Origin of the sequence: Corallococcus terminator (assembly GCF_049194865.1) — a bacterium.
Lineage (GTDB): Bacteria > Myxococcota > Myxococcia > Myxococcales > Myxococcaceae > Myxococcus > Myxococcus terminator_A.
In genome coordinates, this window is record NZ_JBLZWL010000002.1 from 189,259 (window position 1) to 206,542 (window position 17,284).

General features: G+C 69.0%; 15 protein-coding genes. 6 read left to right on the forward strand and 9 right to left on the reverse strand.

Annotated features, from left to right (window positions below; translation table 11 throughout):
* Nucleotides 1–100 precede the first annotated feature (100 nt).
* On the reverse strand, nucleotides 101–475 hold the full coding sequence (locus ACN469_RS02825) for a peptide chain release factor-like protein (RefSeq protein ID WP_498763890.1): 375 nt from the start codon (nucleotides 473–475) through the stop codon (nucleotides 101–103).
* 256 nt (nucleotides 476–731) lie between these two features.
* Here ACN469_RS02825 and ACN469_RS02830 point away from each other — a divergent pair, with 256 nt between their 5' ends.
* Together ACN469_RS02830 and ACN469_RS02835 are read left to right on the forward strand one after the other, a co-directional pair.
* Complete coding sequence (locus ACN469_RS02830; RefSeq protein WP_498763892.1) at nucleotides 732–1,280, forward strand: YceI family protein; 549 nt, start codon at nucleotides 732–734, stop codon at nucleotides 1,278–1,280.
* Nucleotides 1,281–1,441: 161 nt separating this feature from the next.
* Entirely contained in the window at nucleotides 1,442–2,137 is a 696-nt protein-coding gene (locus tag ACN469_RS02835) for a pirin family protein (RefSeq protein ID WP_498763894.1), read from the forward strand.
* Between the two features lie 95 nt (nucleotides 2,138–2,232).
* Here the strand turns inward: ACN469_RS02835 and ACN469_RS02840 are convergent, their stop codons facing one another.
* Nucleotides 2,233–2,937, reverse strand: coding sequence for a COG1470 family protein (locus tag ACN469_RS02840; RefSeq protein ID WP_498763896.1), 705 nt, complete (start codon nucleotides 2,935–2,937; stop codon nucleotides 2,233–2,235).
* Between the two features lie 232 nt (nucleotides 2,938–3,169).
* Here ACN469_RS02840 and ACN469_RS02845 point away from each other — a divergent pair, with 232 nt between their 5' ends.
* The gene (locus ACN469_RS02845; RefSeq protein WP_498763898.1) at nucleotides 3,170–4,432 is read left to right on the forward strand and encodes a vWA domain-containing protein; all 1,263 of its coding nucleotides are present in this window, start codon (nucleotides 3,170–3,172) and stop codon (nucleotides 4,430–4,432) included.
* Between the two features lie 77 nt (nucleotides 4,433–4,509).
* Here the strand turns inward: ACN469_RS02845 and ACN469_RS02850 are convergent, their stop codons facing one another.
* From ACN469_RS02850 to ACN469_RS02865, 4 genes are all read right to left on the reverse strand, one after another.
* Nucleotides 4,510–6,165 carry a hypothetical protein gene (locus tag ACN469_RS02850; RefSeq protein ID WP_498763900.1) on the reverse strand — a complete coding sequence of 552 codons (1,656 nt, stop codon included), beginning with the start codon at nucleotides 6,163–6,165 and terminating at the stop codon, nucleotides 4,510–4,512.
* On the reverse strand, nucleotides 6,162–6,980 hold the full coding sequence (locus ACN469_RS02855; protein ID WP_498763902.1) for an ABC transporter ATP-binding protein: 819 nt from the start codon (nucleotides 6,978–6,980) through the stop codon (nucleotides 6,162–6,164). Before ACN469_RS02855 ends, ACN469_RS02850 begins: the two co-directional genes overlap by 4 nt.
* 71 nt (nucleotides 6,981–7,051) lie before the next feature.
* Nucleotides 7,052–7,429, reverse strand: a complete 378-nt coding sequence (locus tag ACN469_RS02860) for a response regulator (protein WP_498763904.1) — start codon at nucleotides 7,427–7,429, stop codon at nucleotides 7,052–7,054.
* A 166-nt stretch (nucleotides 7,430–7,595) separates the two neighbouring features.
* Nucleotides 7,596–7,838, reverse strand: coding sequence for a hypothetical protein (locus ACN469_RS02865; protein ID WP_498763906.1), 243 nt, complete (start codon nucleotides 7,836–7,838; stop codon nucleotides 7,596–7,598).
* 297 nt (nucleotides 7,839–8,135) lie between these two features.
* Here ACN469_RS02865 and ACN469_RS02870 point away from each other — a divergent pair, with 297 nt between their 5' ends.
* On the forward strand, nucleotides 8,136–8,414 hold the full coding sequence (locus ACN469_RS02870) for a hypothetical protein (protein ID WP_253993222.1): 279 nt from the start codon (nucleotides 8,136–8,138) through the stop codon (nucleotides 8,412–8,414).
* A 111-nt stretch (nucleotides 8,415–8,525) separates the two neighbouring features.
* Here ACN469_RS02870 and ACN469_RS02875 read toward each other — a convergent pair whose 3' ends face one another.
* The 3 genes from ACN469_RS02875 to ggt all read right to left on the reverse strand — a co-directional run bounded on the left by ACN469_RS02875 (nucleotide 8,526) and on the right by ggt (nucleotide 13,261).
* Nucleotides 8,526–10,421, reverse strand: a complete 1,896-nt coding sequence (locus tag ACN469_RS02875) for a M3 family metallopeptidase (protein WP_498764279.1) — start codon at nucleotides 10,419–10,421, stop codon at nucleotides 8,526–8,528.
* A 339-nt stretch (nucleotides 10,422–10,760) separates the two neighbouring features.
* Nucleotides 10,761–11,543: a TatD family hydrolase gene (locus ACN469_RS02880; RefSeq protein WP_498763908.1), complete on the reverse strand. Its 783-nt coding sequence runs from the start codon at nucleotides 11,541–11,543 to the stop codon at nucleotides 10,761–10,763.
* A gap of 8 nt (nucleotides 11,544–11,551) precedes the next feature.
* Entirely contained in the window at nucleotides 11,552–13,261 is a 1,710-nt protein-coding gene (gene ggt, locus ACN469_RS02885; RefSeq protein ID WP_498764281.1) for a gamma-glutamyltransferase, read from the reverse strand.
* 550 nt (nucleotides 13,262–13,811) lie between these two features.
* Here ggt and glmU point away from each other — a divergent pair.
* Nucleotides 13,812–15,221, forward strand: coding sequence for a bifunctional UDP-N-acetylglucosamine diphosphorylase/glucosamine-1-phosphate N-acetyltransferase GlmU (glmU, locus tag ACN469_RS02890; RefSeq protein WP_498764283.1), 1,410 nt, complete (start codon nucleotides 13,812–13,814; stop codon nucleotides 15,219–15,221).
* 109 nt (nucleotides 15,222–15,330) lie between these two features.
* The gene (glmS, locus tag ACN469_RS02895) at nucleotides 15,331–17,166 is read left to right on the forward strand and encodes a glutamine--fructose-6-phosphate transaminase (isomerizing) (RefSeq protein WP_498763910.1); all 1,836 of its coding nucleotides are present in this window, start codon (nucleotides 15,331–15,333) and stop codon (nucleotides 17,164–17,166) included.
* The last annotated feature ends 118 nt before the right edge of the window (nucleotides 17,167–17,284 follow it).

The window sequence follows — 17,284 nt, forward strand, 5'->3', positions numbered from 1 at the left end:
CTCCCCAGCGCCGCGTCGGAAAAATCTCAGTGTGCCTGTACGCTCAGGAGGCGTGCAGCTATGCAAAGTTTGCGACTCCGCAAGGGCTTGCGTAGCGGCTTCACCAGTCTGACTTGCCTCGCAGCGTCTTCTTGTCTGACGTGCGCTTCTTGCCTTCCAGGCGTCGGCGCTTGGCGCCCGCGGTGGGGCGCGTGGCCCTGCGAACCTTGGGGACAAAGGTGAGGGCGCGCAGGCCCTCGCGGAGCCTGTCCAACGCGACGCCCTTGTTCTGCGTCTGGCTGCGGCGCTCGGTGGCGGTGACGGACAGCTCCGTGGCCTCGTGGGTGAGGCGCACGCCGCTGGCCGTGGTGTTGCGGTGCTGGCCGCCAGGGCCCGAGGCGATGAAGTAGTCCACCTCGCACGTCTTCAGCAGGGCCTCGTCATCGAGCGCCAGGGCGTCCAGCGCGGCTTGTCGGCGTATCGGTGAAGTGGTCATGGCGTCCCTCAAGGTAGCCCTCGACGCCGGGGTCGTGCACCGACTGACGGCTTGCGGCCACCGCGTGCCCGGGCCCTGGCTGCCCCCAGGTCCTCGTGCTTCCGCCGAGCCTCTCGGGTTGAGAGGGTGATTGTATCAATTTGATATGAATGGGCGGGTTTTGAGGTCATGTCTCCTGTGATTCCAGTAGGTTGAGTCGTGGCCCGGCGGTTGCTCTATGGGTGGTCAGACGCGGCAAGCACGGGAGATTACGAACATGAGCCTCAAGACCTGGCAGCTGGATACGACGCACACGACGGTGGGTTTCATGGTGCGCCACATGGTGGTGGCGAAGGTGCACGGCCGCTTCACGCGGTTCGAGGGCAAGGTGGTGGTGAACGGGGATGACCTGGCGCAGGGCTCGGTCGAGGTGAAGCTCGACGCGTCGAGCATCGACACGGGCGTGGAGCAGCGTGACACCCACCTGCGCTCGCCGGACTTCTTCGACGCGGCGGCCTTCCCCAAGCTCATCTTCCGCAGCAAGCGCGTACAGGATGCGGGCAAGGGCCACTACCGCGTGGTGGGTGACCTGACGATTCGCGACGTCACGCGCGAAGTGGTGCTGGAGGCGGAGCTGCTCGGGAGGGTGAAGGACCCGTGGGGCAACGAGCGGCTGGCCTTCCAGGCGAGCACCAGCATCGACCGCAAGGACTTCGGCCTCTCGTGGAACCAGGCGCTGGAGGCAGGCGGGTTGCTGGTGGGGGAGCGTGTGGATATCACCCTGGACGTGCAGGCGGTGGCCGTGGCCGCGGAGAAGGCGGCGTGAGGAAGTGGGCGATGGGACGCCCGCTGACCCGAAGGTCCGTGGCGGGCGGGTTGGTCGTCGGGGCTTCAGGCCTCGTGGGCAGTGGGCTCCTGTCGCGCCCCGCAACGCGGGGTGGGATTGATGCATCTGAGTTGCAGTTAGAAAGGAAAGGGAGGCAGGCGATGATCTCCGTTCGAAATGCAGAGGAAAGAGGCCATGCCAACCACGGCTGGTTGGACACGCACCACACGTTCTCCTTCGCGGACTACTACGACCCGGACTTCATGGGGTTCAGGTCGCTGAGGGTCATCAACGAGGACACGGTGGCGCCCAATCGCGGGTTCGGGATGCACCCGCACCGGGACATGGAAATCATCACCTACGTGCTGGGCGGCAAGGTGGAGCACCGCGACAGCATGGGGACCGAGGCCGTCATCCGGCCCGGCGAGGTGCAGCGGATGAGCGCGGGGACGGGCGTGGTGCACAGCGAGATGAACAGCTTCGGGGAGCCCCTGCACATGCTGCAGATCTGGGTCGTCCCGAACGAGAAGGGCCTGAAGCCGGGCTACGAGCAGAAGGCGTTCGACGCGAAGGAGCGTCAGGGCCGCTTCCGGGTGGTGGCGTCGCCGGATGGGCGCGAGGGCTCGCTGACGGTGCACCAGGACCTGGTGCTGCACGGCACGCTGCTGGGCGCGGGGGAGAAGGCGCAGTACGCGCTGGCTCCGGGGCGGCACGCGTGGGTGCAGGTGGCGCGGGGCGCGGGCACGCTGAACGGGGTGAAGGTGAAGGCGGGTGACGGAGTGGCGGTGTCGGCCGAGGACACGCTGGTGCTCACCGCGGAGACGCCCGTGGAAGCGCTGCTGTTCGACATGGCCTGAGCGCGAAGCGCGCGCACGAACCTGGGCCGGGTGGCGAGGGCTTTTGCGAGCCCCTGCTCCCCGGCCCTCGTGCGTCTGGAGGTGCCTGCTCCGGGTCAGCGGACGTTGAGCGTGAGGCCCGTCTTGGCTTGCCGCCCGTCCTCGCTGGTGGCGACGATGGTGATGGCGATGGGGAGGCGGGTGGTGCTGGTCTCCGTGTTGATGGTGAAGTTGACGGAGGTCTGCTCCGGAGTCAGCACGCGGGGCTCGGCGGAGATTCGCAGGGTGGGAGACTCGATGCTGAGCGTCACCGGACCCGCGAAAGGCGCAATCCGGTTGATGGTGACGCGGACGAACTCGCTCTGGCCCGCGAAGAGGTTCATCTGCCGGGGCTCGATGGCGATGGAGAAATCCGGCTGCTGCTGTGGCGGAGGCAGGACCACGACGTAGAGCGTGGCGCCCGACGCGATGTCCTTCACGGAGTCCGTCGCCAGCAGCAGCATCCGCTGGGCGCCGGTGAGCTGGCTACCCTGGGCGACGGTGAGGGTGACGGCCTGGGTGATGGTCGTCTCTCCGGCGGGGAGCACGACCTCGGGAATCAGGGTGATGCCCTCGGGCTCGGACTCCAGGTTGACGCGCAGCTCCCCGGGCTGGTCTCCCACGCGGTCCAGCGTCAGGTCGAAGTTCGCGGACTCTCCGGGCGTGAGGCTGACGACTTCGGGCGCGGTGATTTGCACCCGGTAGTACGGCGAGTTGCTGTTGCAGGAGGCGGCGAACAGGCAGCCGAGGATGAGAAGGCTTCGGCGGATGACGGGCATCATGGTCGTGGGTCTCCCGGGGTCGTCGCAGCATGAAACCGCCGCTCCCCCCGAGCAAGCCGCCCGGCGGGCCAGCGTGCGCGGAGCGACACCGGCGGAAGGTGACGACGTCCCAACCTCCGCGCCGGCCGGGCATTCCTCGGGGAAAGGCCGGTGTCGTGGCGGGGGCGTAGAACTTCGGGCGGGGTGGTTCGTTCACTGGAACAACAGACCCCTTCCATTCCCGGAGTACTTCATGGACCTCAAGTCCCTGTCGCGGGCCATGCTGTCGGCCGCGCTCGCCACCACCTTGTCCGCCGCCCCCGCCCTGGCCGAGTCCGTCGTCCCGCCGCCGCGCGGTGCCCCGGCGCCCAAGCCTCCTCCGGCCGTGAAGCCCACCCAGGAGCAGCCCCCGGCGGTGAATCCCGCCCAGGAGCCGCCGGTCCAGGACGCGAAGGTGAAGGCGCCCCGCCCTGAAATCGAGGTGGTCTTCGTGCTCGACACCACGGGCTCGATGAGCGGCCTGCTGGAGGGGGCGAAGGCGAAAATCTATTCCATCGCGTCTCGCATCGCCCAGGGCCGGCCCACGCCGCACCTGAAGGTCGGCCTGGTGGCGTACCGGGACGTGGGGGACGACTACGTGACGAAGCGGTTCGACCTGAGCGACGACCTGGATACGGTGTTCGCGAACCTGCGGCGCTTCGAGGCGGGTGGCGGTGGTGACACGCCCGAGCACGTGGGCCGTGGCCTGGGCGAGGCCGTGTCGAAGCTGTCGTGGAACCAGGACCGGTCGGTGATGAAGGCCATCTTCCTGGTGGGCGACGCACCTCCGGCGAAGCACAACGACGACTGGGACTTCAAGCACTGGGCGAAGCGCGCCCGGGAGCAGCACATCGTGGTGAACACCGTGCGCTGCGGCTCGGACGAGGAGACGCAGGTGGCGTGGAAGTTCGTGTCGAAGCTGACCGACGGCACGTTCGACTCCATCGACCAGTCGGGAGGCATGGTGGCGGTGGCGACCCCGTACGACGCGGAGCTGTCGAAGGTGAACGCGGCGCTGGCGTCGAAGACGCTCTACACCGGCAAGTCGGAGGTGCAGGCCGCGAACAAGGCCCGCGCCGAGGCCATGGCGGACCTGGCGCCCGAGGCCGCGGCCGAGCGCATCAGCTACATGCGCAAGACGAGTGCTGGCAGCGGCTCGGCCCGAGGCGCCGCGCCGAGCAGCGCGCCCAAGGCCGTGGGCGGCGCGGTGGACCTGGTCGCCGCGCCCGCGTCGCTGGCGAGCGTGCGTGACGACGAGCTGCCCTCCGAGCTGAAGGGCCTGAGCGTGGAGAAGCGGGCGGAGAGGGTGCAGCAGCTCGCCACCGAGAAGAAGGACCTGGAGACGCAGGCCTCCAAGCTCGCCGCCGAGCGCGAGGCGTGGCTCGCGAAGAACCGTCCGGAGAAGGAGGACGCCTTCGACGCCAACGTGATGAAGGGCGTCAAGGCCCAGGCCGCGAAGCACGGCGTGACGTACTGAGTCTTCGCTCAGCGTCGCTCGAAGCGGACATCCGAGGGGCCGTGGTCCGCTTTCTTGAGCGGCCACGGCCCTTCGCGCTATTCGCGCGTCACGGCCTGGAGGATGGCCTCGCGCCGCCGGTCCAACAGGCGCAGCGCCAGGGGCAGCGAGCCCCGGTAGATGACCAGGTTGAGTCCCGCGCACAGGGCAATCATCACCGCGGACTGCCACGACGGGCCGTCCTTCCCCACGAGCTTCAGCGCCCAGCCGAAGGGCATGCAGCCAACGCTGGCCGCGACGATGCCCAGCATGGACGCCGTCAGCGGCACCTTGTCGCGCCGCTTGAGGCTCGCGTGGAACTTCACCGGGAAGTACAGCGAGAGGAAGTTGCCGGCGGCCATGAGGATGGGCACGACGCCCAGCACCGCGGCCAGGGCGCACGCGATGTCCACCGCCGTCCCGAAGCCGAAGTACACCCGGTAGAAGACGGCCACCAGCAGCGCCATGCCGAGCGCCGCCGCCGCCTGCACCTGGTTCTTCGCGCGCAGCACGTCCGCCAGGTCCAGCGGCGCCGCGAGGAACGCCGCGAAGCCCTGCCCGTCATAGGCGAACGTGTTCTGGGAGAACGTCGACGCAATCACCACCGCGCCGTAGATGCACAGGCCGCCCATCAGCCACGCGTCCGCGGAGCGCCCCAAGAGGAAGACGAACAAGTCCCGGCCGGACAGGAGCTTCAGCAGGATGGCCAGGATGAAGGGCACCGACGCGAGCAGACGCGCGCGGGGGTTGCGCCACAGGTCGAGCGCCTCGCGAGTCACCAGCGTGGTGAAGCGCGTGCGCGTGCGCTCGAACGGGTTGCTGTCCTTCACGTCCTTCAGCTGCGGCCCCGCGCGTCCCGACTGTCGGTGGAAGCGCATCAGCAGCGCGTACGCCACCGCCATGCCCATGGCCGCGAAGAACAGCAGGCCCAGCGCCTCCGCCATCGCCACGCGCGGGCGGTACCAGGCGAGCTGTCCCAGGCCGTCTCCGAAGAAGCCCGGAGGAACGCGCCCCAGCGCCACCGCCGCGTTGATGATGAGGGACATGTCCAGCGCGTCCACGCCGTCGGTGCCCACCGCCGTCAGCCACGAGGTGTCGATGGGAGGGATGAACGACGCGGCGACGAGGAACGCCAGGAGGCCGCCGCCCATGATTTCGGCGCTGCGCCTCTCCCGCAGCACGTTGATGACGGCGTACAGCGCCACCCGGCTCCACGCCGCGCACAGGAGCGCGAACAGCACGTAGAGCACCACCGCCAGCCACGGTGCCCACAGGGGATAGACGGAGGCGAAGCCCAGCGCCGCGCCCGTGAGCGGCGCGTAGAACACCAGCGCGCGCGGCTCGAAGAGGCTGGCCACCGTGGAGGCGATGAGCAGGCGGAAGGGAGAAATCGGAAACGCCGCGTACCGGCTCAGCTCGGAGTGGTCATCCACGCCAGCGGACAGGAGCGGCCATGTCACCCACACGGAGAAGGTGACGAAGCACAACAGGTTGAGGATGAAGTACGGCCAGACGTCGCTCTCCACGACGGGCTTGAGCCGCATCAGCGAGAAGAAGAACAGGCCGAAGAACACGCCCGGAGCGCTCGACGCGAGGAACGCGCCCACCGCGAGCAGGCGACTCTTGCCCGGCCCCTGGTTCAACCCGATGTTGAAGCGCAGCCCCCAGAGGAGCAGCAGGTGCCGGAAGAAGCCGGGAACGGCGGGGCGACTCATGCCGGCTCCCGCAGCGGGACGACGGGGGCGGGGGCCTCGCCATAGAACGACAGCCGCGCGTTGCGCGACGAGGGCACGGCGATGAGCTTCTCGAACACCGCTTCCAGCGAAGGACAGTCGTAGCGCTGCAGCAGCGAGGACGCCGGCCCCTGGTCCAGCATGCGCCCCGCCTGGATGATGCCCGCGTGCGTGGCCAGCCGCTCGGCGATCTCCAGCACGTGCGTGGTGAGCAGCAGCGTGACGCCGCGCCGGCTCAACTCGCGCAGCAACTCGCGGATGACACCCGCCGCCAGCACGTCGATGCCCTCGAAGGGCTCGTCCAGCAGCACCAGCTCCGGCGCGTGGATCAACGCCGCGGCGATGGCGAGCCGACGGCGCATGCCCTTGGAGTACTCGGAGACGAGCGAGCCCGCCTTGTACGTCAGCTCCGTCAGTTCCAAGAGCTCGGTGGCCCGCGCCGCGGCCTCGTCGCCGTCCAGGCCGTACATGCGCGCGCAGAAGGTCAGGTACTGCCGGCCGGTGAGCCGCTCGAAGAGGCTCAGCTCCTCGGGCACCACGCCCACGCGGCGCTTCACCTCCATGGGCTTCTGCACCGCGTCCACGCCGAGCATGCGGATGGAGCCCGCGTCGGGGCCGTACACGCCCGTCAGGAGCGCGATGCTGGTGGACTTCCCGGCGCCGTTGGGGCCCAGGTACGCGTAGAAGGCCCCCTTTGGTATCTGGAGGTCCAGGCCGTTGAGCGCGGTGAAGCCACCGAAGCGCTTGAGCAGCCCGCGCGCGTCGACGGCGAGGTCATCGGAAGGGGAGGGCGTCATGAAGTGACGCCATCACACCCGAGCCCGGCCCCCGGCGACAATCCCCACCCGACGCATCGGGCACGGAATCCTCAGTGGACGAAGGCCATCTCCGGCGGGCCGACGATCTGCTGCACCGTCATCCGCACCTTGTCCAGGTCCACGGGCTTGGAGATGTAGCCCGCGGCACCCACCAGCTCCGCCTCCCACTCGAAGCCGTAGCCGGAGATGATGATGATGGGCAGACCCCGTGCGCGCGGCATCTTCTTCAGCGCGTCCAGGAGCCCCCACCCGCTCATCACCGGCATGCGCAGGTCGAGCAGCACGGCGGCGGGCAGGTCGCCCTCCAGATGGTCCAACGCTTCTTTGCCGTTGGCGGCCTCGACGGTTCGGTAACCCATCTCCTCGAGGGCATCGCAGATGAGCGTGCGGTGACTCGCGTCGTCATCGACGACCAGGACGTGGGACATGGCAGGGCCTCGGAGGGGAGCTGCGGCTCTCAAACCGCGGGATTCTATGGGCGGCAAGATGGGAACGGGGAGTTCATTCCGGAAGGGGGCGCCCCACTTTTCAACAGCCAACCCCCCTCGCGATGCAACCGGCTTCCAGCGAGTGTCCTGGGGACGCGGCACACGGCTACTCCCGGGGCTTCTTCTCCAACTCCCCGGACTCGTCAGCCCCGTTGTCCGTCCGCCGCAGATACGTGTTGTGCGAGTATCCCTGGCGCGACAACCGCTGTGACTCGATGGCGTCCGCGACCTTCGTGCACACCTGTCCCAGCAGGCGCAAGGACTCCGCCAGCAGCTTCTCGGCGTGGTCCTGGGCGTCGGCGGCGGCGATGGTGGTTCGCTCTTTGCGGAACAGCCCTGGCAACTTCATCCCTCCGAATCTAGGAGACCCCGCCGCCTGGCGCCACCGTCCCCGCCGACGCTCGCCGGCCCCCAGGGACCTGTCCCAGCCTTGGTTCCGGCGCCGCCTCGCTCCCTTGACAGGATTGACCGGCTGGCAAATTTACATTTTTGAGCAGCTGCCCCCGATGATCTGCCCGCCAGCCCCGGAACTGTCGTGTAACCCACGGGAATTCAAAGGGCTTAACGAATTTTCAAGTGGGGGGATGACAGCGAGTTAATTCGTCCTTACATTGGTTCTCGTCTCATTGCTGCGGAGGAATTGCGCATGGCTTACGACGGCGAGCTGGTGAAGATGGAGAACGGTCGCTGGGCGCGGTTCCAGCGGTGCCAGGTGTACCGCCCGGGTGTGGCGGACGCGGGCGAGACGATGCTGCTCATCGCGGTGGAGCTGGAGGAGCGCTATCAGCTTCTCCTCGACGGAGCGGCGGATTCGCTGGCCCAGTACCGCTTCCAGGGCGTGCCCGTGCAGGTCCGGTTGGATCCGGACGCGCAGGCCATCACCCTCCAGCCGGAAGTGGCCGCATCCGTACCCGCCGTGCACTGACGCTACGCTCCCCGTGAGCGTACCGGTGCGGGTTTGACGGATTCACAACACAAGGGGCCTCGCGATTCACATCGCGGGGCCCTTTGAATTTACAGCCCCCGGCGGGATGCGTCAGCGGCCCTCCAGCCAGCGCGAGTACGCCCCGAAGTCGTACCCCCGGCCGAGGAAGTCCCGGACGAGGTCCGCGGCGTCCTTGGAGCCGCCCGGCGCCAGGACGGTGTCGCGGTAGCGGTGGGCCGTCTCCACGTCCATCAGCCCGTGCTGCTCGAAGGGCGTGAGCAAGTCGCGCGCGATGACGAGCGACCAGAGGTACGTGTAGTAGAGCGCCGAGTAGTCGCCATCCAACTGGGTGAAGGCGAGGTGGGCGTACGTGCCGCTGACGGCGCGGAAGGGCAGGTAGCGCTCCTGGAGCGCCAGGACGCTCGCGGTGGAGTCGGTGCCCGCGGGGTCCCCTGAGTGAAGGGAGAGGCTGACGGCGGCGTAGAAGAGCTGCTGGCGCACCCAGAGCCCCTTGCCGAAGGAGTCCGCGCGGCGCATCCGGGAGATGAGGTCGGCGGGCAGGGGCGCGTGGGTGTCGATGTGCCGGGCGAAGCGCTGGAGCGACTCCACGCTCCAGGCCCACTCCTCCAGCACCTGTGCGGGGGCCTCCACGAAGTCGACCTCCGTGCGCGTGCCGGACAGGCCCGCCCAGCGCGCCTTGCCGCCCAGCAGGTGGTGCAGCAGGTGGCCGAACTCGTGGAAGAACGTCCGCACCTCGGAGTGCTGGAGCAGCGCGGGCCGCGCGCCGGGCCGGGGGAAGTTGCACGTCAGCACGCCCTCGGGCAGTGACTTGCCCGCGCGGCCCACGGCCAGGTCCCACTGCGCCGCGTGCGTGTACTTGCCGGGGCGCGGGTGCATGTCCAGGTAGAAGCGGCCCCTGCGCTCGGGGCCCTCGTAGACGTCCCAGACTTCCACGTCCGGGTGCCAGACGGGCGCGTCCAGCACGCGGCGATAGGTGAGGCCGAAGAGGCTGGCGGTGAGGTCCATCACCCCGCGCTTCACGCGCGTGTATTCGAAGTACGGCCGCAGCTCGCGCGAGTCGAAGCGGTACTGCTCGGCGCGCACCCTGTCTTCCAGCCACGCCTGCTCCCAGGGCTCCACGCGGGTGGCGCCCGGCACGTCCCGCTGTTTGCGCGTCAGCAGCACGGCGTATTCGGAGCGCATGCGGCCGGCGACGGCGGAGGCCAGCTCCTCGATGAAGTCCGCCGCCACGCGCTGCTCGCGCACCATCTTGTCCTCGGCCGCGTAGGCCGCCCAGCTCGGGTAGCCCAGCAGCGTGGCCAGCGCGTGGCGCGCCTGGAGCATCCGCGCCAGCGTGTCCAGGTTGCGCGGGTGGCCTCGTCGCCGTCCCAGGCGCCACAGCGCCTCGCGCGTCGCCGTGTCGCGCGCGTACGTCATGAAGGGCCCCAGGTCCGAGGAGTCCGTGGCCAGGCGCACCAGGCCGTCCGGGCCGGGCGGGTGGGCGCGCACGTAGTCCTCCGGCAGCCCCGCCAGCGCCGAGGGCGCCACATCCAGGTGCCGCACGTCGTCGTGGATGTGGCGGCTGAACTCCTGGCCCAGGACGATGAGCTCCTCCTGGAGCATGCGCACGCGCTCGCGCGTGGCCTCGTCCCGGTCCACGCCCGCGCGCTGGAAGCCTCGCAGCACCTTCGCCACCCAGCGCCGCGTCACCGCGTCCTGTCGGGACACGTCGAGCGCGGCCATCACGTCGTAGACGCGGCGGTCCAACGAGATGTCCGTGCGCACCCGCTCCACGGCCTGCTCGCACCGCTCCGCGGCGGCCCGGAAGGCGGCGTCCGGGTGCACGTTGGCGCCGATGCCGGAGCGCCCGACGATGTCGTCCAGGAGCGCCATCGCGTCGTCATACGTGGTGAGCAGCGCCTCCGTCGTCGCGGGCCGTGAGCCGGGCGTCGTCAGCCGCGTCACCGCGCCACGGGCCTCCTGGATGTCGCGCCGACACGCCTCCATGAAGTGCTCGGGAGTGGTGGCGAGCAGCCGCCCGGCTTCTGGCGCGAGCGGCCCTCGCGTGTCGCCCGCGCGCGCGGGTGCCCGGGCCGACGTGCCCAGGCACCCCGCGAACATGACGGCGGCGACGATGACGAAGGTGGAACGCAAAGAGCCCTCCCGAACCGGAGTGTGAAAACCGCGGCGCAGCCTGGGGCTTGGGGCTTCCCCGTATGCGCTCACGCAGACAAGGACGGACAAGGGTGTCTTTTGTTGCAAAAATTCACTCCGACTGGAGTCGGGCAGTGGAGTCCGATGCCCGGAAGAGTGAGTCGGTGTGGGGCCCGGCGAGGACCGTGTGGCTCAGGTTCCCACCTGGAGGAAGCGGGCGGCGTTGTCGCGGGCGACGCGGCGCACGATGCGCTCGGAGAGGCGGGCCTTGGAGAGGAGGTTGGCCACGCGGGCGAGGCCCAGGATGTCACCGGCGCCATCTCCGGCGTCGGAGTTGAGCACCAGCCGCTCACTGCCCAGCTTGCGCACCAGCGCCACGGCGCGCTCGGCGGGCAGGGCCTCCGGGTGCAGGGTGAGGCCCGCCCAGTGGCCCACTTCCAGGATGGTGCGCACGGTGCGGGCCGTGGCGTGGTCCACCAGCACGCGCGAGGGCAGCACGCCGGACTGGCGCAGCAGCAGCAGGATGCGGCGCGTGTGGCGCTCCTTGTCGGCCAGGGGCGTGTGCACGACGACGCGAAGCTTGAGGCTGCGCGCCAGCGCGAGCTGTTCGAGGAAGGCCTCCTCTTCTTCCTCTCCGCCCGCGTGCAGCCCCGTCTCGCCCAGGGCGACGACGCGGCCTCCCTGGAAGTAGTCGGGCAGCGCGGAGAGGACCTCGGACAGGCCGCGTCGGGGGATGCAGCGCGGGTGGACACCCAGCGCGGCGTACGCGCGGATGCCCACCTTCTCCAGCCGGGGCAGCTGCCGCTCCACCACGTCGTCGAAGTGGCGCAGCAGGGCCTTGGAGGTGGGCTCCGGGAAGTGGTGCGCCACCACGAGCGCCCGCTCCACCCCGAAGAAGCGCATCGACTCGAGGTCCTGGTCGCTCAGGCCCTCGGGGTGCAGGTGCGCGTCGAAGATGGGCAGGGGCTCGGGCACGGTTCCTCTCAATCCTGCCCCAGGGCGAGGCCCTCGTTGCGCGGGTCGCTCGCGGAGAAGCGCAGGCCTGTCTTCGGGTCGATGAACACCGCCTCCGCGTCGCCCCATTGGTCCACGCGGCGGATTTTATGGCCCTTGGCCTCCAGCGCGGACAGCGTGGCCGGCTCCAGGCCCCACTTGTCCACCCAGAGCTCGTCCGGCAGGTACTGGTGATGGACGCGGCCCTCGTTCACCGCGCGCCCCACGTCCATGCCGCTGTCCACCATGTTGCTGATGACCTGGATGACGGTGGTGGGGATGGTGGAGCCGCCCGGGCTGCCCACCGCGAGCATGACGCGCTTGGGGTCCTCCTTGGAGAACACCAGCGTGGGCGACATGGAGGACTGCGGCACCTTGCCGGGCTGAATCGCGTTGGGCTCGCCCGTGACGAGGCCGTACGCGTTGGGCACGCCGGGCTGCGCGGCGAAGTCGTCCATCTCGTCATTCAGCAGCACGCCGGTGCCCTTGGCGACGACACACGAGCCGAAGCTGTAGTTCACCGTGGCCGTCAGCGCCACCGCGTTGCCCTGCTTGTCCACGACGGAGATGTGCGTGGTGTTCTTGCGCTCCGGCTCCGGCGTCAGCGTCACCGGCTTGTCCGTCAGCGTGGAGCCCTGCGAGCCCGCCGTCTGGGGCAACAGCGCCAGGCTGGACGTCACCTTCTTCGGGTCGATGGAGCCCGCCAGGTCCGCGATGTGTCCCTTGGAGATGAGCCGCGCGGTGGGCACGTCGGCGAAGTCCGGGTCGCCCAGGTACTTGGCGCGGTCCACGTACGCGCGCCGCAGCGCCTCCACATACAGGTGTACGACCTCCGGGTCCCTGAAGCCCAGGCCCTGGGGCCGCAGCTGCTCCAGCGCGCCCAGCACCTGGAGCACCGCCACGCCGCCCGCGCTCGGCGGAGGCATGGTGAGGATGCGGTGGCCTCGGTAGCTGCCCTCCAGCGGCTCGCGAGGGCGCGTCTTGTAGGCCGCCAGGTCCTCCAGCGTGAGCACGCCGCCGCCCGCCTTCACCGTGTCGACGATGCCCTTGGCCACCGCGCCCGAATAGAAGCCCTTGGCGCCGCTCTTCGCGACAGTGGACAGCGTGCGCGCCAGGTCCGGCTGGCGCACGAGGTGGCCGATGGGCGGGAGGACGTGCTCGCCCTGCTCGTTCTTGACGAGGAAGATGCGGGTGGCCTCCGGGTCCTTGCGCAGGCACTCCAGCCGGCCCTCGGCCATGCTGAGGTAGCGCGGCGTCACCCACAGGCCCTTGCGCGCCGCCTCGATGGCCGGCGCCAGGACGACGGACGGGGGCAGGGTGCCGTGCGTCTTGAGCAGCTCCAGATAGCCCGCCACCGCGCCCGGCACCGCGACGCTCAACACGCCGTCGGTGGACAGCCCCGGCACCACCTTGCCGTCCTTCAGGAACATGTCGCGCGTGGCCGCCTTGGGCGCGACTTCGCGGAAGTCCAGTACGCGGGTGGCCCCGGACTTCGCGTCGTGCACCAGCGCGAAGCCGCCGCCGCCCACGCCCGAGTGGTACGGCCCGACGACGGCCGCCACGAAGGCCGCCGCCACCGCCGCGTCCACCGCGTTGCCGCCCTTGTCGAGCATCTTCAGCGCCGCCGCGCTGGCCGGCGGATACGCCGTGGCCACCGCGCCGCCCCGGTACGGCCGCGCCGCGTGAGCCACACACGCCATCAATACGAGCGCCACCGCCAGACTTCGCACCGTCGCCTCCAGCACCCTCGCGCTCGTGCGCGGGGTTTGCTTCTCGAAGCTCGTGTCGTTCACGGAGTCCACCCCTCCTGGGGCGCAATCAATACCTTGTGGCTGGCCTTCGTCGCGGATCATGTGTTACCCGGCGGACACTCACCCACACCTGGGGGCCGGGACTCGGGGGCGCCGCACCGACTACACCTCTCCCGGTATGCACGAACTGTCCGCACCGGACCATGATTTCAACTCGGCAACATTTTTCCTCTTGGATTGTTTTTCGAGAGGGTGCATCCTTCCCCCGTCATGAGTCGCGACTGGGGGAGCAAATGAGCGCACCGGTCACACCTGAGAAGACGACCCGGACCGGGTCCGTTCCGCCCTCGGGCCGCGTCACCCTCTTCCTCAAGCCGAGCTTCGGAATCACGGTGAAGAGCAACGCGCTGTGCGTGGCCGTGAGCGCGAAGCCGCGACCTGACAACACCTCCGAGACTTCGGAGCCTCGTGCGGTTGACGACTCGATTCCCTGTCCCTAATTCTCCGCCGCATGACAGCTCTGTCGGCGGTGGTGTTGTGTGCGGGCAAGGGCACGCGGATGAAGTCGAAGAAGGCGAAGGTCCTTCACGCCATCCTCGGAAAGCCCCTGTGCGCCTATCCCCTGAAGCGAGCGCTCGAGCTTGGCGCCTCCACGGTGGTGCCCGTCGTGGGCCATCAGGCGGAGAGCGTGGAGAAGGAGGTCCGGGCGCTGTTTCCCGAGGCGCCCCTGCGCTTCGCGCTCCAGCGTGAGCAGCGGGGGACGGCGGACGCGGTGCGCTCGGCGGAGGAGGCCCTGAAGGGGTTCTCCGGTCGGGTCCTCATCCTGTACGGCGATGTACCGCTGCTGCGCCGGGAGACGCTGGCGGCGCTGCTCGCCGCGCACGACGCCGCGGGCGGGGTGCTGGCCATGGTGACGACGCGGCTCGACGACCCCACCGGCTACGGCCGCGTGTTGCGCGAGGGCGGCCAGGTGGTGCGGGTGGTGGAGCAGAAGGACGCCACCGCCGAGCAGCGCGCGGTCAAGGAGTGCAACGCGGGCATCTACTCCGTCGACGCGGCCTTCCTCTGGAAGGCGCTGGCCGAAATCAAACCGAACAATGCGCAGGGCGAGTACTACCTGACGGACCTGGTGGAGCTGGCCTCCAAGCAGGGCCGCGTGGGCACCGTGGACGTGGATGCCACGGAGACCGCGGGCGTGAATGACAAGGTGGAGCTGGCCGCGCGCGCCCGGGTGCTCCAGCGCCGCATCAACGAGGCGCACATGCGCGCCGGTGTCACCCTGTTGGACTCCGACACCACCTTCATCGAGGAGGACGTGGTGGTGGGCGCCGACAGCGAGGTGGGCCCGGGGGTCATGCTGATGGCGGGCACGGTGGTGGGGGAGAACGTCACCATCGGCGCCGGCTGTGTGCTGAGCGCCTCCACCGTGGCGGAGGGCTCCGTGCTCAAGCCCTACTCCGTGCTGGAGGAGGCGAAGGTCGGCGTGCGGAACTTCATTGGCCCGTTCGCTCGCCTGCGCCCCGGGACGGAGCTGGCAGAGGATGTGCATCTGGGCAACTTCGTGGAGACGAAGAAAGCTCAGATCGGCAAGGGCAGCAAGGCCAACCACCTGACTTACTTGGGCGACGCCAAGATTGGCGCGGGCTGCAACGTCGGGGCGGGCACCATCACCTGTAACTATGACGGGGTGAACAAGAGCCTCACGGAGCTGGGAGACGGAGTCTTCATCGGCTCCGACACCCAGCTGGTGGCACCGGTGAAGGTGGGGGATGGCGCCTACGTGGGGGCGGGAACCACGGTGACGAAAAATGTGCCGCCCGGCAGCCTCGCTGTGTCACGGGCGCCACAGGTGACGAAGGAAGGCTGGGTGGCCGCGAAGAAGGCGCGCCGCGCGGCGAAGGGCGGTTGAGCGCGGGCTTGGGACTTGCTTGGGGAGCGGCCTGACAGCCACTCCCAGAGAAGTATGGGTATCCCTCGGTTTGCTCCGGCGGGCGTGGGCGTGAGAGAGAGGTCTGCATATGTGCGGGATTGTTGGTTACGTTGGTGACAAGGAATCGGCTCCCATCCTGGTGTCCGGGCTCAAGAAGCTCGAGTACCGGGGCTATGACTCGGCGGGCGTCGCGGTGGTCAATCGCAATCAGCTCAACGTGGTTCGAGCCACGGGCAAGCTGCGCAACCTGGAGAACCGGGTGGTGGCGGACCAGCCGCAGGGCAACATCGGCATCGGCCACACCCGTTGGGCCACGCACGGCCGTCCCTCGGACGAGAACGCGCACCCGCACACGTACAAGAACGTCGCGGTGGTGCACAACGGCATCATCGAGAACCACCTGTCGCTGAAGACGCAGCTTCGCGCCAAGGGCCACGTGTTCTCCTCGGAGACGGACACGGAGGTCTTCGCCCACCTCATCTCGGATGAGCTGGAGGCGGGCAAGGATTTGCCGGACGCGGTGCGCGGAGCCATTGACCAGGTGAAGGGCACGTACGCGCTGGCGGTGGTGAGCGCGACGGACCCCCACCGCATCGTCTGCACGAAGAACGCGTCGCCCATGGTGCTGGGCCTGAGCGAGGGGCAGAACTTCATCGCCAGCGACGTGCCCGCGGTGCTCGAGCACACGCGCGACATCGTCTACATGGAGGAGGGCGACCTGGCCATCGTCTCCGCCGCCAAGGTGGAGATCTTCAACCGCCAGGGTCAGCCGGTGAACCGCGCCACCCGCCGCATCGACTGGACGCCGATGATGGCGGAGAAGGGCGGCTACAAGCACTTCATGCACAAGGAGATCTGGGAGCAGCCCCGCGCCGTCGCGGACACGCTGCGCGGCCGGATGCTCCTGACCGAGGGCGACGTCCACTTCGAGGGCTGGAACATGACGCCCGAGAAGGTCCGCTCGCTGTCGAAAATCACGATTCTCGCGTGCGGCACGTCGTGGCACTCGGGCGTGGCCGGCAAGCACATGATTGAGACGCTGGCGCGGCTCCCGGTGGAAGTGGAGCTGGCGAGCGAGTTCCGCTACCGCGACCCGATTGTGGAGTCCTCGCACCTGGCCATCGCCATCAGCCAGTCGGGTGAGACGGCGGACACGCTGGCGGCGTTCAAGGAAGCCAAGGCGCGCGGGGCCACGGCGATGGCCATCTGCAACGTCATTGGCAGCGCGATGACGCGCGAGGCGGAGTTCTCCGTCCTCACCAACGCGGGCCCGGAGATTGGCGTCGCGTCCACGAAGGCGTTCACCACGCAGCTGGTGGCCCTCTACCTGCTGGCGGTGAAGCTGGGTCGCATGCGCGGAACCCTGTCCGTGGCGGCGGCGCAGGAGCACCTGACTCATCTGACGGAAATCCCGAAGATGATTGAAGAGGTGCTCAAGTGCGAGCCGACCGTGAAGCGCGTGGCCCGTGAGTTCATGAACTCGCAGGACTTCCTCTTCCTCGGCCGCGGCCCCATGCACCCGGTGGCGCTGGAGGGCGCGCTGAAGCTGAAGGAGATTTCGTACATCCACGCGGAGGGCTACGCGGGTGGCGAGATGAAGCACGGCCCGATTGCCCTCATCGACGAGAAGATGCCGGTGGTGGTCATCGCGCCGAAGAAGCCGCACGTGGCCTACGAGAAGATCATCGGCAACATCGAGGAGGTCCGCGCGCGCGGCGGCAAGGTCATCGCCGTCATCGACGAGGACGACGACCAGGTGGCGGGGCTCGCCGACCACGTCATCCGGGTTCCGGCGGCGTGCGCGCTGCTCGCGCCCGTGATTGCCACCATTCCGCTCCAGCTCCTCGCGTACCACGTGGCGGAGATGCGCGGGAATGACGTGGACCAGCCGCGCAACCTCGCCAAGAGCGTGACGGTGGAGTAGTCGCCGCTCGAAGGCCCTGACGTCAACGAAGCCCGGGTTCCCCTCGAGGAACTCGGGCTTTCGTCGTCTCAGTGGGACGCTAGTGGTAATTACATACGGACTGTCCGTGCGGGGTTCG

Bases quoted from the DNA above. Each gene is read 5' to 3' on its own strand.
- ACN469_RS02830 (WP_498763892.1), top strand. From the start codon at position 732: ATGAGCCTCAAGACCTGGCAGCTGGATACGACGCACACGACGGTGGGT.
- ACN469_RS02855 (WP_498763902.1), bottom strand. From the start codon at position 6,980: ATGACGCCCTCCCCTTCCGATGACCTCGCCGTCGACGCGCGCGGGCTG.
- ggt (WP_498764281.1), bottom strand. From the start codon at position 13,261: ATGGCGTGTGTGGCTCACGCGGCGCGGCCGTACCGGGGCGGCGCGGTG.
- ACN469_RS02850 (WP_498763900.1), bottom strand. From the start codon at position 6,165: ATGAGTCGCCCCGCCGTTCCCGGCTTCTTCCGGCACCTGCTGCTCCTC.
- ACN469_RS02865 (WP_498763906.1), bottom strand. From the start codon at position 7,838: ATGAAGTTGCCAGGGCTGTTCCGCAAAGAGCGAACCACCATCGCCGCC.
- ACN469_RS02835 (WP_498763894.1), top strand. From the start codon at position 1,442: ATGATCTCCGTTCGAAATGCAGAGGAAAGAGGCCATGCCAACCACGGC.
- ACN469_RS02870 (WP_253993222.1), top strand. From the start codon at position 8,136: ATGGCTTACGACGGCGAGCTGGTGAAGATGGAGAACGGTCGCTGGGCG.
- ACN469_RS02875 (WP_498764279.1), bottom strand. From the start codon at position 10,421: ATGGAGGCGTGTCGGCGCGACATCCAGGAGGCCCGTGGCGCGGTGACG.
- ACN469_RS02860 (WP_498763904.1), bottom strand. From the start codon at position 7,429: ATGTCCCACGTCCTGGTCGTCGATGACGACGCGAGTCACCGCACGCTC.
- ACN469_RS02825 (WP_498763890.1), bottom strand. From the start codon at position 475: ATGACCACTTCACCGATACGCCGACAAGCCGCGCTGGACGCCCTGGCG.
- ACN469_RS02840 (WP_498763896.1), bottom strand. From the start codon at position 2,937: ATGATGCCCGTCATCCGCCGAAGCCTTCTCATCCTCGGCTGCCTGTTC.
- glmS (WP_498763910.1), top strand. From the start codon at position 15,331: ATGTGCGGGATTGTTGGTTACGTTGGTGACAAGGAATCGGCTCCCATC.
- ACN469_RS02845 (WP_498763898.1), top strand. From the start codon at position 3,170: ATGGACCTCAAGTCCCTGTCGCGGGCCATGCTGTCGGCCGCGCTCGCC.